A 13,264-nucleotide genomic window follows, 5' to 3' on the forward strand; every position below is an offset into this window, starting at 1 on the left:
TCAAAGACGTCGGACCCGGATCCGACGTGGATCACCCCCGGATCACCCGGAGGTTCTCAGGCTTATTCCGCGGCGATGACCGCGCCCTTGGCATCCAGCTTTTCCAGGATCGCCTCGGCCGCTTCGCGCCCATCGCGGATGGCCCAAACCACCAGCGACGCGCCGCGCACGATGTCGCCTACCGCATAGACCCCGTCCAGCGGCGTCTCGTGGGTGCGGAAATCGGCCTTCACGGTGCCCCAACGGGTCACCTCCAGCTCTGGCTTGGACCACAGCGTCGGCAGATCCTCGGGCGAGAAACCCAGCGCCTTGATGACCAGATCGGCATCTTCGACGTAGTCGGCGCCCTCGATGATCTCGGGCGTCTGACGACCGGTGGCATCGGCTTCGCCCAGCTTCATACGCTGCACCTTGACGCCGCTGACGGCGGCACCGCCGGTCTTGGCCTCGGCCAGGGCGGCTTCGAACCCGGCGGGGGCTGTCAGCCAGATGAACTCGACGCCCTCTTCTTCGGCGTTCTGCGTTTCGCGCTGCGAACCGGGCATGTTGGCACGGTCGCGACGGTACAGACACTTCACGCTGGTCGCGCCCTGGCGGATGGCGGTGCGGACGCAGTCCATCGCGGTGTCGCCGCCGCCAATGACCACGACGCGCTTGCCCTCGGCGTCCAGGTCACCGTTGTCAAAGTCCGCGACCGCATCGCCAAAGCTCTTGCGGTTGGACGCGGTCAAATAGTCCAGCGCCCGCACAACGCCTTGGGCGTCCGCGTTGTCGCCGTCCAGTTCGCGCGACTTGTAGACACCGGTGGCGATGATGACGGCATCATGGGCGTCGCGGATTTCGTCGAAGGTGATGTCGGTGCCGACCTCGCAGTTCAGGCGGAAGGTCACGCCGCCCTCTTCGAGCTGCTGATTGCGCCGCTCGACGATGTCCTTCTCCAACTTGAAGCCGGGGATGCCGTACATCATCAACCCGCCGGAGCGGTCGTAGCGATCATAGACCGTCACCTGAACACCGGCACGGCGCAGCATATCCGCGGCGGCCAGACCACCGGGGCCGGCACCGATGATGCCGACGCTTTCGGCCCGTTCGGTGTGTGGCGCGATGGCAGGCACCCAACCCGCATCAAAGGCGGTGTCCGTGACGTATTTCTCGACCGCACCGATGGTGACGGTGCCGTGGCCCGATTGTTCGATCACGCAGTTGCCTTCACACAGGCGATCCTGCGGACAGATCCGGCCACAGATCTCCGGAAAGGTATTGGTGGCCTGGCTGATGTCGTAGGCTTCGCGCAGGCGGCCCTCGGCGGTCAGGCGCAGCCAATCGGGGATGTTGTTGTGCAGCGGGCAATGGCTCTGGCAGTAGGGCACGCCGCATTGGGAACAACGTCCGGCTTGCTCTGCCGCGCGTTCGGCGGCAAATTCGCGGTAGATCTCGCCAAAGTCATCGGTGCGCACCTCGGCATCCCGCTTTTCGGGGGTCTGCCGGTCCACGGTCACAAAGCGGAGCATCTTGTTCGAGGCCATCGGTCCCTCCTGGTAGGCGAAACCTCCTATACGAAAGGGAACGCCGGAGTAAAAGTCAGCAATGCTGACCTATTTGAACGTTTCTTGTGATAGTTGGGTGACATTTTTGGGCAATCCGCTGAAATTTAGGACCGATTCGGAATTATCATGCGGCTTCCCCTTCTGAACGGGGCTGTTCACACTGCGGAAAACAGACCGAATCGAGCATCATGTCCCTCTGGCATCTCCTCCTCCTCGCCGCCTTGCAGGGCGTTACCGAATTCCTGCCGATCTCGTCTTCGGGTCACCTGATTCTGCTGCCCGCATTGACCGGGTTGGAGGATCAGGGGGCCTTCCTCGATGTTGCCGTCCACGTCGGCACGCTTGGGGCCGTTGTCGTCTATTTCCGGTCCGATGTCGCAGCCGCCTTGCAGGGCACCGCGGGACTGCTGCGCGGCCGTTGGGGGCCGCAGGAACGGCTCGCCGCGGGATTGGCCATCGCCACTGTGCCCGTCGTCCTTGCGGGACTGGCCCTGAAACTCACGATCGGGACCGATGTCCTCCGCTCTGTCACGTTGATCGGCTGGACGACGCTGCTGTTCGGGCTGCTTTTGTGGTGGTTCGACCGGCGGGGGACGCAGTCCAAGACCATCGCCGACTGGTCCCTGTCCGAGGCCATCAAGATGGGTCTCTGGCAGGCTGTCGCCCTGATTCCCGGCACGTCCCGGTCCGGCATCACGATCACCGGCGCCCGCGCCATGGGGTATGACCGGTCCGAGGCCGCGCGGATCGCAATGCTGATGTCGATCCCGACGATCCTGGCCTCGGGCACGTTGCTGGCGCTGGAGGTGATCGGGGATGCGGACGCAGCGCTTGCACGCGACGGGGCCATTGCCGCTGGGTTCGCCTTTGTCGCCGCACTGGCCGCGCTGCACCTGATGATGCGGCTGCTGCGCTCGGTCAGCTTTACGCCTTACGTCATCTACCGAATCATCCTGGGGTCGGCCCTTCTGATCTGGGCCTATTCCGCCGCATAGGCCGGCAACCGCCGCGCCGCGCCAATGACCCCCGGCAGATCCCTGGACAGCAACCCGGTCGCCCGCCCGGCCACCAGGACAGCCCAGGCCCCGAACAGGTTCGCCACGACCGCAGCCCCCAGAATGCCGGGATAGCCGAACACCATCACGCCGCCCCAGGCCAACGGGACATAGATCGCCAGCACCCGTGCCAGCGACAGGCCCATGGCATAGCCCGACCGCGAAATCGCATTCAGCGACGCATTCCCCGTCACCAACATGCCAAAGCCGAACAGCGACCAACCAACGACCCGCAGGTACAGCGCGGCCGCTTCCGTGCTGTCTTCGCCTGCGCCAAAGGCCGCAGCGATGGGCACGGCAAACAGCGTCAGCACCACCGCAACCGCCAGCCCATAGCCGACCGCGAACCACAGACAAAGGCGCAGCGCCAGCTGCGCACGCTCGCTCTTTTGCGCGCCCCAGTTCTGGCCGACCACGGGGCCGATCCCGGCGGACAACGCCAGCAGGGGCACGGCCAGCACGCTTTCCACCCGCGTCGCCGCGCCAAAACCGCCGACTGCCGCCGTGCCCACCGTCGCCACCGCCGCCGTCACCAACGCCATCCCCGCCGGATTGATCGCATTGGAGGTCGCCGCCGGGGCCCCGATTGACGCCACCGCGCGGGCGTTCCGCCACAGATCGCGCATCGGCGCTTCGCAGGGTTTCAGAATACCATCCCGCCACGCCAGCCAGAAAGCGACGACAGATCCCGTCAACATCGCCACCAGCGTTCCCAGCGCCGCGCCCGCGACGCCCATTTCCGGCGCCGGACCCAGGCCCAGGATGAACACCGGTGTCGTGCCGACGTTCACCAAGGCCGAGGCCATCATCACCACGGCAGAGGTCGTGCCATTGCCATGCGCCCGAAACACCGCGTTGATCAGCATCATCGACACGAGAAACGGAAAGGCCATTGCCCAGATCGGCGTGTAGCGCAGGGCGGCGTCCAACACCGCGCCCTCGGCCCCCAATGCCGCGAAAAGCGGTTTGTCGAGCAGCCAGAAGATCAGCGAAGCCAACGACGCAAGCACCAGACCCAGGCCCAGCGCATGAAGCCCTCGGCGCGTGACGTCATCATCGCTGTCGCGGCGGCCAATCGCCTGGGAGATGATCGCGCTCGACCCCGCGGACAGCCCAACCGACAGCGAGGCGATGGCCGTCGTCACCGGATAGACAAAGCCCACCGCCGCCAGCGCCTCGGGCGAGATCTTGGCCAGGAAATAGGCGTCCACCAGACCCGTGGAGATTACGGCCAGAATGCCCAGCATCATCGGCAGGGACATCACGGCAATGGCCTTCCAGACCGGGCCTTCCGTCAGATCGCGTCCGCCTTTGGCCATGCCCCGTCCCCTTCGCTCGTCACCGAACCCGTCAGGGCGGGCATGGTTCCTCAGGTCTTCAGGTTGCGGGCGCTTTCCTTGATCTCGGAATACTGGCCCGAGGGACGGAACCGCCACAGATAGTCCGGCAGCACCGCGTCCAATGTGGTGGGCCGGATGCCCAAGGCTTCGAACCCCGGCAGGGTGCCGGTGACGACATTGTCCTGCGCCAGGTTGCGGACCTGATCCTGGGTCAGCGTGCCGTTGTGCAGCAGACCCGCGGTCACCGTCTGCGCCAGATCCAGCCCCCAGGCCAGAACCCGCGCGACAACGAACGGCACCGGCAGCAGCAGCGCGCGACGGCGCACCACATCCAGCATCAGACGCATCAGATCCCTGAAGCTGTGCACGTCGGGGCCGCCCAGCTCGTAGATGCCGCCGGGGGCCTGACCGGTGACGCCCTGCACGGCTGCGGCGGCGACGTCGTCGACAAACACGGGTTGGAACTTCGTCGCGCCCCCCACGACCGGAATCACCTTCGGCATCCGGGCCATGCCGGCGAACCGGTTGAAGAAGTCATCCTCGGGCCCAAACACGATCGAGGGGCGCAGGATCATCGCGCCCGGCATATGGGCCAGAACGGCGGCCTCCCCCTCGGCCTTGGTGCGGGCATAATCGCTCTCGCTTTCGGCATCCGCGCCGATGGCCGAGATCTGAACCATACGCGCGACGCCCATGGCGGAGGCGATCCGGGCGATGCGGCCCGGTGCCTCGGCCTGGACGGCGTCGAACTTGTTCTTGCCGCTTTCGGCCAGGATGCCGACGCAGTTGACGACGGCATCCGCCCCCATCAGCGCCGCCTCGACGCTGGCGTCATCGCGGATGTTGGCAAAGACCGGCTCGACCTGACCGACAGACCCGTAGACGCGGACGAAATGCGCCTCGTTCGGGCGCCGCACGGCAACCCGCACCCGCCAGCCATCCTTGGCCATGCGACGCGCAATGTAGCGCCCGACGAATCCGGAACCGCCGAAGATGGTGACGAGCTTAGACATGATAGGACCCCTGGCTGGCCGTGATGCCCCTGCTTCTGCGGCACCCGGCACCGCGATTCAAGTGCGGCTGCCCCCGCAGCCGTGTCGAAGTCAAATCCTTCGAAGGATTTGATCAAAATCTTCCAAGATTTTGACCCCCGACCGCCGACACGAAAAAATCCGCAAAAGTCCGATTGACACCATCCGCAGCCGGGGCTACCCACCGCCCACCGTGGATGCCCAGGTGGCGGAATTGGTAGACGCGCTGGCTTCAGGTGCCAGTTCTCGCAAGGGAGTGGAAGTTCGAGTCTTCTCCTGGGCACCACGGTCTACCACACGAATTGCCCAGCCTCCGTGCTGGGCATTCGCGTTTCAGGAGGTGCCCCCGATGACCATCACCCTGCACAAGTGCGACCTGCCCGACGGACTGTCGTTTCCGAATGGCGTCGCCATCGATTGCGAAACCATGGGCCTGAACCCGCACCGGGACCGGCTGTGCCTGGTGCAATTGTCGGGCGGCGACGGCAACGCGCATCTGGTGCAGGTGGGCAAGGGCCAGACCTCTGCTCCGAACCTGGAGGCGGTGCTGAACGATGCCTCGGTTCTGAAACTGTTCCACTATGGTCGTTTTGACATCGCCGCGATGTTTCACACCTTCGGCGCGCTGGCCCAGCCGGTCTGGTGTTCCAAGATCGCCAGCCGTCTGGTGCGCACCTATACGGACCGCCACGGCCTGAAGGCCCTGCTGCAGGAGCTGCTGCAGGAAGACATCTCCAAGATGCAGCAGACCTCCGACTGGGGGGCCGAGACACTGACCGACGCGCAGATGGCCTATGCCGCGTCGGACGTGCTGTATCTGCACCGTCTCAAGGAAAAGCTGGACGCCCGCCTGATCCGCGAAGATCGGGCCGACATCGCCCAGGCCTGTTTCGATTTTCTGCCGACACGCGCGAAGCTGGACCTGATCGGCTATCCCGAGACGGACATCTTTGCCCATTCGTGATAGGCCACGGGCATGGTCGCAGACAGCTATCATACCCCTCTGGTCCGGGCCGGGCGCGTCATCCTGCCGGTGACGGCGCTTGCGCTCTTGTCGACGTTGTTCCTGCTGGCCCGGACGGTGAATCCCGACGATGCGATTCCCTTTGCCGATGTCGACGTGTCCGAACGGGCCCGCGACCAGCAATTGACCGCCCCCCGCTTTGCCGGCGTCTCGCGCGAAGGGACGGAATTCGCGCTGTCCGCAAACACCGCCCGCCCCGACGCCGCCGACCCCCGCATCATGGAGGCGGACCAGGTCGTTCTGGACCTGATCGACATGAGCGGGGGCGAAGTCATGGTGCAGGCCGACATGGGCCGGGTCGACACCGCCGCGCGGCATATCACCCTGGATGGCAACGTGCAGGTGACCACCACGACCGGTTTCCGCCTGACCACCGCCCGGTTGGAGGGGACGCTAGGCACCCTGAACATCCGCGCCACCGGGGGTGTGGTCGGCGACGGCCCACTGGGGGGCCTGCGCGCCGATGAGATGCGCGTGAACCAGGATGAAGAAGGATCGCAGCGCCTGCTCTTCACCGGCGGGGTAGAGTTGGTCTATACACCGCCAACCGACTAGGATCTTGCTCATGTTGTTTCGTGCCCTCGCCATTGTCCTGCTGCTGACCACCCCGGTGATCGCCCAGCAGACTGATGTCGGTTTCGGGCGCGGCGACTTCGACCGGTCCGCCCCCGTCGAGGTGGCAGCGGATGAGCTGGAGGTGGATCAGGCCACGGGCCGCGCGGTGCTGACCGGCAACGTGGTGATCGCCCAGGGCGACCTGCGTCTGTCGGCCCAACGGGTGATCGTGAACTATGCCGAAGGCGACGGCGACCGCCGGATCGAGCGGTTGAACGCCGAGGGCGATGTGCTGATCGTCGCTGGCGACGATGCGGCCCAGGGACAATCGGCGACCTATGTCCTGGGCACGTCCGACATCCTGATGACCGGCGACGTTGTGGTGACCCAGGCGGGCAGCACCCTGGCGGGCGATCGTCTGACGGTGAACCTGACCTCGGGGGCGGGCACGGTGTCGGGCCGCGTGCGGACCACGTTGCAACCGTGACAGACACCGGACCTGAAACGCTCCGCGTGACGGAGGGCGACGGAGGGCTGCGGATTCGCAACCTGCGCAAGTCCTACAAGAAGCGGCCCGTCATTCGCGACGTCTCGATGGATCTGGCGCGCGGCGAGGTCGTCGCCCTGCTGGGGCCGAACGGATCGGGCAAGACAACGACGTTTTATTGCATCGCCGGACTGGTCACGCCTGATGGGGGCAAGGTCAGCCTGGATGGGCGAGACGTCACCTGGCTGCCGATGTATCGCCGCGCCAAGGCGGGAATCGGCTATCTGCCACAAGAGATGTCGATCTTTCGTGGGCTGACGGTCGAGCAGAACATCATGGCCATCCTGGAGGTGGCCGAGCCCAAGCGTCACCGCCGCCGCGAACGGCTGGAGGAGCTGCTGGGCGAATTCCACATTCAGCACCTGCGCCGGGCCTCGGCGCTGGCGCTGTCGGGGGGCGAACGTCGCCGGGTGGAAATCGCGCGCTGCCTGGCGGCCAAACCCCGCTACCTGCTGCTGGACGAACCCTTTGCGGGGGTCGACCCGATCGCGGTGGGCGATATCCGCGCCCTAGTGGTCGAGCTGAAGTCGCGTGGCATCGGCGTCTTGATCACCGATCATAACGTGCGCGAAACCCTTGAAATCGTGGACCGCGCCTACATCCTGCACGATGGCGGCGTGTTGATGTCGGGCACCCCCGATGAGGTCGTGTCAAACGATAACGTGCGGCGCGTCTACCTTGGCGAAAGCTTCGCGCGTTAACGCAGGCCCCGCGATTTTCGTTGACTTCCCCACCCTATCCGTAGCCCAATCACAGGATGGAGCCCCGCTCTCATGCCCTTGTCTCGCCCGCCGGGACGCATGCGACAACCGCCGCGCACCACGCGGCTCGGTGCCCAGATCTTCAACCTAAATCCTAGGCTGAACCCCTACCCCGTCTCAGGAGGACTCATGCGCTACCAGATCACCGGAAAGCAGATCGACATCGGCGAAGCCCTGCAAACTCACGTGCAAACGCAGCTCAGCGCAGTCATGGAAAAATACGCCGGTCGCCCGACCGATGCCCAGGTGACGTTTTCCAAGTCGGCACATGAATTCGTCTGCGAAGCGACCGTGCATCTGTCGACCGGCCTGACCGCCACGGCCAAGGCCAAGGCAACGGAAATCTACGCCGCCTTCGACAGTTCCGCCGAGAAGATGGAAAAACAGCTTCGCCGCTACAAGCGCCGGCTCAAGAACCATCACCAGGACCGCGCGCAGCCGGTTGAAGTTTCCGGTGGCTCTTCTTATATCCTCGCCGCCGAGGCGGAGGACGCGGAGCCCGATACGCTTCAACCTATGATCGTGGCAGAGATGGAGACGAAGATCGCCTCCCTGTCTGTCGGAGAGGCGGTCATGCAGATGGAATTGGCCGGTGCCCCAGTGCTCGTTTTCAAAAACGAGAAGGGTGGCGGTGTAAATGTCGTGTATCGACGCGAAGATGGAAACGTCGGTTGGATCGACCCTGCAACAGCAAGCGGGGCATAGCCGACCGGGGCAGGCAGGACAGGGAACGATCATGCAGTTGAACGACATCCTTACCCAAGGATCGGTACGGCATTTGCCGAAGGTCAGCAGCAAGAAGCGGCTGTTCTGCGACCTGGCCGACATCGCCCAGCAGGTGCACGGGCTGGAACAACCAGACGCGTTCACCGCGCTTCAGGATCGCGAAGCATTGGGCCCCACGGGCGTGGGCGGCGGTGTCGCCCTGCCCCATGCGCGGCTCAGCGGGTTGGACCGGGTGCACGGGGTTTTCCTGCGCCTGGATCAGCCGCTGGATTTCGATTCGATGGATCGCAAGCCGGTCGATCTGGTCTTTGCCCTGTTCGCGCCCGAAGGCGCGGGGGTGGCCCACCTGAAGGCGCTGGCACTGGTATCGCGGACATTGCGCGATACCGGGCTCTGCGCCAAGTTGCGGGCCAATGTGGATCCGGCAATCCTCTATACGCTTCTGACGGAATCGCAGGCCTCCGAAGCGGCCTGATCCCCTAGCTGTTCTTCCAACGGCGGAAGCCGAACTGAAAGAAGTCGCGCCGATAGGCGTCGATGACCGCGTCGTCCTGTTCGGGTCTATAGATCTGGAGCAGGGTCGGCCCCGATCCGGGCCGTTCCAGGATCAGCGGTTGTGGCGCCCGTCCGACCCGCTGGGCCAGCCCGTCCAGATCGGCCTGTGCATCCGTTTCCCGGATCAGCCGCTGCGGCAAGACGACCTGCGCCAGACCCGCCAGCGTTTCCGCCTGCGACGCCCATATGGGTTTCACGGGCAGGGCCGATTGGCCGTTCAGGTTGGCCTTGAGGAACGTCAGGAACCCCAGAAATCCGGCGGCATGGGCCTCCGGCTCTGGTCCTGCGGGCAGGGCGACGCCATGTTGATTGGTCAGGATCCGCCGGATCGTGTTCGCCTCTGGCCCCTTGCCGGTCAGCACCTCGACAAAGGCATCATGGGCCCGTGCCAGAGGGTGGCGCAGAACGGTAAAACTGGTGAAACCCTTGGCCTTGCGCATCCAGGGCCGCAGCTCCCGCTCCTTCAGGCCTTCGTGCGGGGGGGCACCGTCCAGCCGGGTCATCCAGTCGCGCAGCGCCGCGGTCGGCCCCCCCGGCAGGGGCAGGCATAACAGCGGGCTTTCGGCGGCGGCCATGAGGGGTGCGACATCGGCCGGGCGAGGCGGTTCCAGATGCGTTGAACGGGACAGCTGGAACGGATCCAGACGGACCAGATGGGCGCGCATCTCATCGGCGTTCTCAACCTTGTCGGCGGTCTGGCCGGGGTTCTGTTTCTTCAGCTTGCCAGGCACCTCGGCCAGCCGATCCGCGCTGCCCAGAAAGGCGGCAAGGCCGTTGAGGATATCCAGGTCCCCAATCTGTTCATAGCTGATCCAGAACGCGGTCTGGCCCGTGCGCTGCAAATGGGTCTGGATCAGGTCGCGGAAGCCTTGTTGCGCCGCCAGCAACGCGTCGAATTCCGCGCCGTCAAACCGGGCCTGCGCAGCCTTGGCCATCTTGGGATTGGTCAACCGCCATTGTCCCGTCTGCCGGGCAATCGCCAGCGAGACATAGGCATCCAGCGGATTGCGGGTCAGCACGATCTTGGCGGTGCGCGGGTCGTCGAGGATCGTGTCCAGAACCCGCGGATCGTGGTCGTGAAAGTACCGAAAGCCGGGCAAGCCGTCGGTATTGGCGCGGATCAGGTCCAGCAACGGCAGGGGATCGACCTCGCGCGCTGCCATGTCCATGCCGAACAACGCGTCCCGATTGTGCGCGCCCAGAAAGACCGGATTGAAGATCTCTCCGTAGGCGGTGACGTCCGACAACGCGGACAGCGACGCCTCCAGGTGGTTCGACCCGGTGCGCATTTCAGCGAACACGACGAAAGCATCAAACCTAGCGGGCACGACCACCCCCGGCACGCGGCAGGGCACGGGTGGCGGCAAAATCGCCCATCACCGTGGGCTTCAACCCGGCATTGCGCAGCTGTTGCAGGAACTCGGGCAGGCCCGACAGGTCCCGCATCGGCGGAGCCGAGAGACCCCGGCGCGCGGACGGGCCGCCGATCTCGTCCAGCACCTCCTCCAACTTGTCGGTCGGGGCGACGGAAAAATCGGCCAGCGTCCATTGGTGGACCCGCGCGGCAACCCCCGGTTTGCGCAGTTTGGCGAGAAACAGCATTTCGGCCTGCTGCAGGCGCGCAATCTCGGCGCGGACCTCGTCGAAGGGCCGATCGGATTGATACAGCGGAACGGCCCAGGCCCCCGACACGATGCACAACGTGGCATTGGCGTCCCGCAGCATGAAATCGGTGATCCCGGGCGTGTCGCCCGGCCCATAGTGAAAGCTCTGCCGTTCGCCGCGCGTCGACCACAGCAAGTTGGTCAGGAACTGCGTAGGCCGGTAATCGCGCAGCGCGGCGCTGTCGGGCAGGCACCCGTTCAGGACCGTCTCTGCACCTGCGAACTGCGCGCGGTCGGGATGATAAAGCCGCCCATGCACCCGCCCGCCGATCCGTCGCGCCAGATAGGCGTCAAAGCCGTCGAACAGGTCCTGGAACCCGGAAAACACGGCATAGCGCGCGCAGGTCAGCCCGTTTTCCCGGCCGGCACGGGGAAACCGTCCCTGATTATACAGTCCAGCCCGGCCCAGATCACGGCGTTCATTGGCCCGCGAAAACACGCGGTCGATCTTGCCCGGGTTCGGCTCCGCGACCCGTTCCGCCGGGCGTGCGGGGTCGAGGAAGGTATCATAAAGCCGATCGGCCCGCGGCCAGATCTTGCGCGCCAGAAAGCAATCGGAACGTTCCAGCAGTTGCAGGTGATCGTCGTAGAAGATGTGCGGCTTGCCCTGCACGTCGAATTTCGACAGCGTCAGCGACCGGCTTTCGATCCGGCGCGCATAGCGACGCGCAAGGGTCTGGAAATAGCTTTCGTCCGGGATCCAGACACGGGCAAAATAGCGGTCCATCGCGGCGCGGTCCGGCGCGGTCAGCACAGCCTCCAGGGTCTGCCGGGTCAGGCACCACCATTGGCTGCCCAGATGCGGTGTCACGCCTTCGGGGATACGGCGTTTCAGGCCAAGACGGCGTTGCAGATCGGTATAGACGTCGAACAGGCGCCGGTGTTTGCGCCAGGAAAACGGAAACCGCAGGGTGAACCGCTCCGCCTCCAGGCCGTCGATGGCCCAGGCGACGTCGTCGATGGTCACGCTTTCGATGAAATCGGTGTCCGGGTGGGCATCCAGATACTCCCGCAACTCTCCGACGGGGCGCAGGGGCAGGCAGGATCCGCTGGCCAGACAGGCGTGGCGCACCTGCGGGAACACGGACAACAGCTGCGCCACCGCCGTCTGTGTCGCGGCAACCAACGACCAGGTGCCCCATTCGACCCGTGTGCGCGCGCTGAACTGTACCAAGGGCACATCGGCCAACCGTTTGCGAAAGCCGTCATAGACGCCCTGCCCGACCTTGGCGTCCACGTGGATCACCACGGGACACTCCGCCGCCGCGTAATGGCGGGCGACCTGTTCGGCGCGCTCGAACGCGGTGTGCACCAAAAGGACAAAGCCCAGGGTCATGCCCAGTTCCCTTTCGACATCAGGCCCAGAATCTCCAACTGGCGCCAGTTGATGTAGCGTTCCGACCATTTGCACCAGAGGTCGGGATCCTCGTCCAGTTCGCTGGCATAGGCGCGGTATTCGGTGCCGGCGCGATAATGCTCGCCCCGCGCGGCTTCCTCGGCGGCGCGATCGACGAACAGGCTGAGGAACTTGGCATGCAGCAGGACACCGGTCGCCTTTTCACCGCCACCGGTGTCATAGGTCTGGTTCAACCCGCGCGGCAAAAGCGCGTGGGTCGAGCTGACATAGGCGTATTCCGGGGCCCATTTCACCAGCGGCACCTTGTTGAGCGCGGGGGCCTGTTTCGGACGGTCGGCAAAGAACATCCGCGCCCGCACGCCCCCCTGGATCCAAAGGTTCCAATAGGTCGGATTGCGTTCATACAGATAGTTGCCCGCGTCGAACCAGCTGGCGATCTCGAAGGGGTTCTGGCCTTCGCGATAGGGGTGCTGCGTGACCGGGCCCTTGGGATACATATCCAGCAGCATCGCACCAAAGGACCGGACCTGCGACGCATCCAGCCAGTCGGTCAAGGCGCGCAGGGGCCGGGTGTCACAGAACGGATAGACAAAGAATTCATCCACATCGACCGTCAGGCACCAATGCCGCGCCCCGTGTCTGCGTTGCAGCCAGTTCAGCCAATCCACCCCAAAGGCAGAGCGGTTGTAGCTGTCGTCCGTGGTCCAGACCGACACGTCGGCCTGTTCGGCCAGGTATTCGCGGGTGCCATCCTTGCTGCCGTTGTCGACGAACAGAAAGTGGTCGATGCCCTGGCGGCGATAGTAGTCCAGGAAATAGGGCAGGCGGATGCGTTCGTTGCGCACGGTCGTGAACGACAGCAGATCGGCGCGCCCGATCGCGGCGGTGCGATCGGCCACGGGGGACAATTGACCGCGCTTGGCCATGGCCCGCGCGCGCCAATACTTGCGCCTCAGACGCATCCGATAAGAGGACAGCATCCCCATCGTTGCCCATCTTCCTTTCCTGCGGGGCGCAGCCACGGCCGCACCCGGATCTGGTATTGTTTCCGATACGGGGGAAATGCGGCGGTGTTGGGGCCTCTTTGCACAGAAACCTTGCT

Annotated in this window: 13 protein-coding genes and 1 tRNA gene; 8 read left to right on the plus strand and 6 right to left on the minus strand. The window is 65.0% G+C overall.

Annotated features, from left to right (window positions below):
* Nucleotides 1-62 precede the first annotated feature (62 nt).
* Nucleotides 63-1,526, minus strand: a complete 1,464-nt coding sequence (locus K3551_RS02965) for an NAD(P)-dependent oxidoreductase (RefSeq protein WP_259917549.1) — start codon at nucleotides 1,524-1,526, stop codon at nucleotides 63-65.
* A 209-nt stretch (nucleotides 1,527-1,735) separates the two neighbouring features.
* Here K3551_RS02965 and K3551_RS02970 point away from each other — a divergent pair, with 209 nt between their 5' ends.
* A complete protein-coding gene (locus tag K3551_RS02970) occupies nucleotides 1,736-2,542 on the plus strand; it encodes an undecaprenyl-diphosphate phosphatase (protein WP_259917550.1) in 807 nt (268 codons plus the stop codon).
* Here K3551_RS02970 and K3551_RS02975 read toward each other — a convergent pair.
* Nucleotides 2,527-3,921 carry an MATE family efflux transporter gene (locus tag K3551_RS02975; RefSeq protein ID WP_259917552.1) on the minus strand — a complete coding sequence of 465 codons (1,395 nt, stop codon included), beginning with the start codon at nucleotides 3,919-3,921 and terminating at the stop codon, nucleotides 2,527-2,529. The two genes, K3551_RS02970 and K3551_RS02975, sit on opposite strands and share 16 nt — an antisense overlap.
* 50 nt (nucleotides 3,922-3,971) lie before the next feature.
* Complete coding sequence (locus tag K3551_RS02980; protein WP_259917554.1) at nucleotides 3,972-4,955, minus strand: complex I NDUFA9 subunit family protein; 984 nt, start codon at nucleotides 4,953-4,955, stop codon at nucleotides 3,972-3,974.
* A gap of 217 nt (nucleotides 4,956-5,172) precedes the next feature.
* Here K3551_RS02980 and K3551_RS02985 point away from each other — a divergent pair.
* The 7 genes from K3551_RS02985 to K3551_RS03015 all read left to right on the plus strand — a co-directional run bounded on the left by K3551_RS02985 (nucleotide 5,173) and on the right by K3551_RS03015 (nucleotide 9,061).
* Nucleotides 5,173-5,259 (plus strand) — tRNA-Leu (locus K3551_RS02985).
* A gap of 63 nt (nucleotides 5,260-5,322) precedes the next feature.
* On the plus strand, nucleotides 5,323-5,937 hold the full coding sequence (locus tag K3551_RS02990; RefSeq protein WP_259917555.1) for a ribonuclease D: 615 nt from the start codon (nucleotides 5,323-5,325) through the stop codon (nucleotides 5,935-5,937).
* A 12-nt stretch (nucleotides 5,938-5,949) separates the two neighbouring features.
* Nucleotides 5,950-6,552: an LPS export ABC transporter periplasmic protein LptC gene (gene lptC, locus K3551_RS02995; RefSeq protein ID WP_259917558.1), complete on the plus strand. Its 603-nt coding sequence runs from the start codon at nucleotides 5,950-5,952 to the stop codon at nucleotides 6,550-6,552.
* A 10-nt stretch (nucleotides 6,553-6,562) separates the two neighbouring features.
* Nucleotides 6,563-7,039, plus strand: coding sequence for a lipopolysaccharide transport periplasmic protein LptA (gene lptA, locus K3551_RS03000; protein ID WP_259917559.1), 477 nt, complete (start codon nucleotides 6,563-6,565; stop codon nucleotides 7,037-7,039).
* A complete protein-coding gene (gene lptB / locus K3551_RS03005) occupies nucleotides 7,036-7,800 on the plus strand; it encodes an LPS export ABC transporter ATP-binding protein (RefSeq protein ID WP_259917561.1) in 765 nt (254 codons plus the stop codon). The genes lptA and lptB overlap by 4 nt, the downstream gene beginning before the upstream one ends.
* Before the next feature lie 189 nt (nucleotides 7,801-7,989).
* Nucleotides 7,990-8,565, plus strand: a complete 576-nt coding sequence (gene hpf / locus K3551_RS03010) for a ribosome hibernation-promoting factor, HPF/YfiA family (RefSeq protein ID WP_259917562.1) — start codon at nucleotides 7,990-7,992, stop codon at nucleotides 8,563-8,565.
* A gap of 31 nt (nucleotides 8,566-8,596) precedes the next feature.
* Nucleotides 8,597-9,061: a PTS sugar transporter subunit IIA gene (locus K3551_RS03015; protein WP_259917563.1), complete on the plus strand. Its 465-nt coding sequence runs from the start codon at nucleotides 8,597-8,599 to the stop codon at nucleotides 9,059-9,061.
* 4 nt (nucleotides 9,062-9,065) lie between these two features.
* Here the strand turns inward: K3551_RS03015 and K3551_RS03020 are convergent, their stop codons facing one another.
* From K3551_RS03020 to K3551_RS03030, 3 genes are read right to left on the minus strand one after another with little or no spacing between them, the layout of a single operon-like run.
* Nucleotides 9,066-10,469: a sulfotransferase domain-containing protein gene (locus tag K3551_RS03020; RefSeq protein WP_259917564.1), complete on the minus strand. Its 1,404-nt coding sequence runs from the start codon at nucleotides 10,467-10,469 to the stop codon at nucleotides 9,066-9,068.
* The gene (locus K3551_RS03025; protein WP_259917565.1) at nucleotides 10,459-12,141 is read right to left on the minus strand and encodes a beta-1,6-N-acetylglucosaminyltransferase; all 1,683 of its coding nucleotides are present in this window, start codon (nucleotides 12,139-12,141) and stop codon (nucleotides 10,459-10,461) included. Before K3551_RS03025 ends, K3551_RS03020 begins: the two co-directional genes overlap by 11 nt.
* Complete coding sequence (locus K3551_RS03030) at nucleotides 12,138-13,148, minus strand: glycosyltransferase family 2 protein (protein ID WP_259917566.1); 1,011 nt, start codon at nucleotides 13,146-13,148, stop codon at nucleotides 12,138-12,140. The genes K3551_RS03025 and K3551_RS03030 overlap by 4 nt, the downstream gene beginning before the upstream one ends.
* Nucleotides 13,149-13,264 lie beyond the last annotated feature (116 nt).

Origin of the sequence: Jannaschia sp. M317 (assembly GCF_025141175.1) — a bacterium.
Taxonomy (GTDB): Bacteria; Pseudomonadota; Alphaproteobacteria; order Rhodobacterales; family Rhodobacteraceae; genus Jannaschia.

Excerpts from the sequence above, each read along its gene's own strand:
- K3551_RS02965 (WP_259917549.1), bottom strand. The coding sequence starts at position 1,526 with ATGGCCTCGAACAAGATGCTCCGCTTTGTGACCGTGGACCGGCAGACC.
- K3551_RS02970 (WP_259917550.1), top strand. The coding sequence starts at position 1,736 with ATGTCCCTCTGGCATCTCCTCCTCCTCGCCGCCTTGCAGGGCGTTACC.
- K3551_RS02975 (WP_259917552.1), bottom strand. The coding sequence starts at position 3,921 with ATGGCCAAAGGCGGACGCGATCTGACGGAAGGCCCGGTCTGGAAGGCC.
- K3551_RS02980 (WP_259917554.1), bottom strand. The coding sequence starts at position 4,955 with ATGTCTAAGCTCGTCACCATCTTCGGCGGTTCCGGATTCGTCGGGCGC.
- K3551_RS02990 (WP_259917555.1), top strand. The coding sequence starts at position 5,323 with ATGACCATCACCCTGCACAAGTGCGACCTGCCCGACGGACTGTCGTTT.
- lptC (WP_259917558.1), top strand. The coding sequence starts at position 5,950 with ATGGTCGCAGACAGCTATCATACCCCTCTGGTCCGGGCCGGGCGCGTC.
- lptA (WP_259917559.1), top strand. The coding sequence starts at position 6,563 with ATGTTGTTTCGTGCCCTCGCCATTGTCCTGCTGCTGACCACCCCGGTG.
- hpf (WP_259917562.1), top strand. The coding sequence starts at position 7,990 with ATGCGCTACCAGATCACCGGAAAGCAGATCGACATCGGCGAAGCCCTG.
- K3551_RS03015 (WP_259917563.1), top strand. The coding sequence starts at position 8,597 with ATGCAGTTGAACGACATCCTTACCCAAGGATCGGTACGGCATTTGCCG.
- K3551_RS03025 (WP_259917565.1), bottom strand. The coding sequence starts at position 12,141 with ATGACCCTGGGCTTTGTCCTTTTGGTGCACACCGCGTTCGAGCGCGCC.
- K3551_RS03030 (WP_259917566.1), bottom strand. The coding sequence starts at position 13,148 with ATGGGGATGCTGTCCTCTTATCGGATGCGTCTGAGGCGCAAGTATTGG.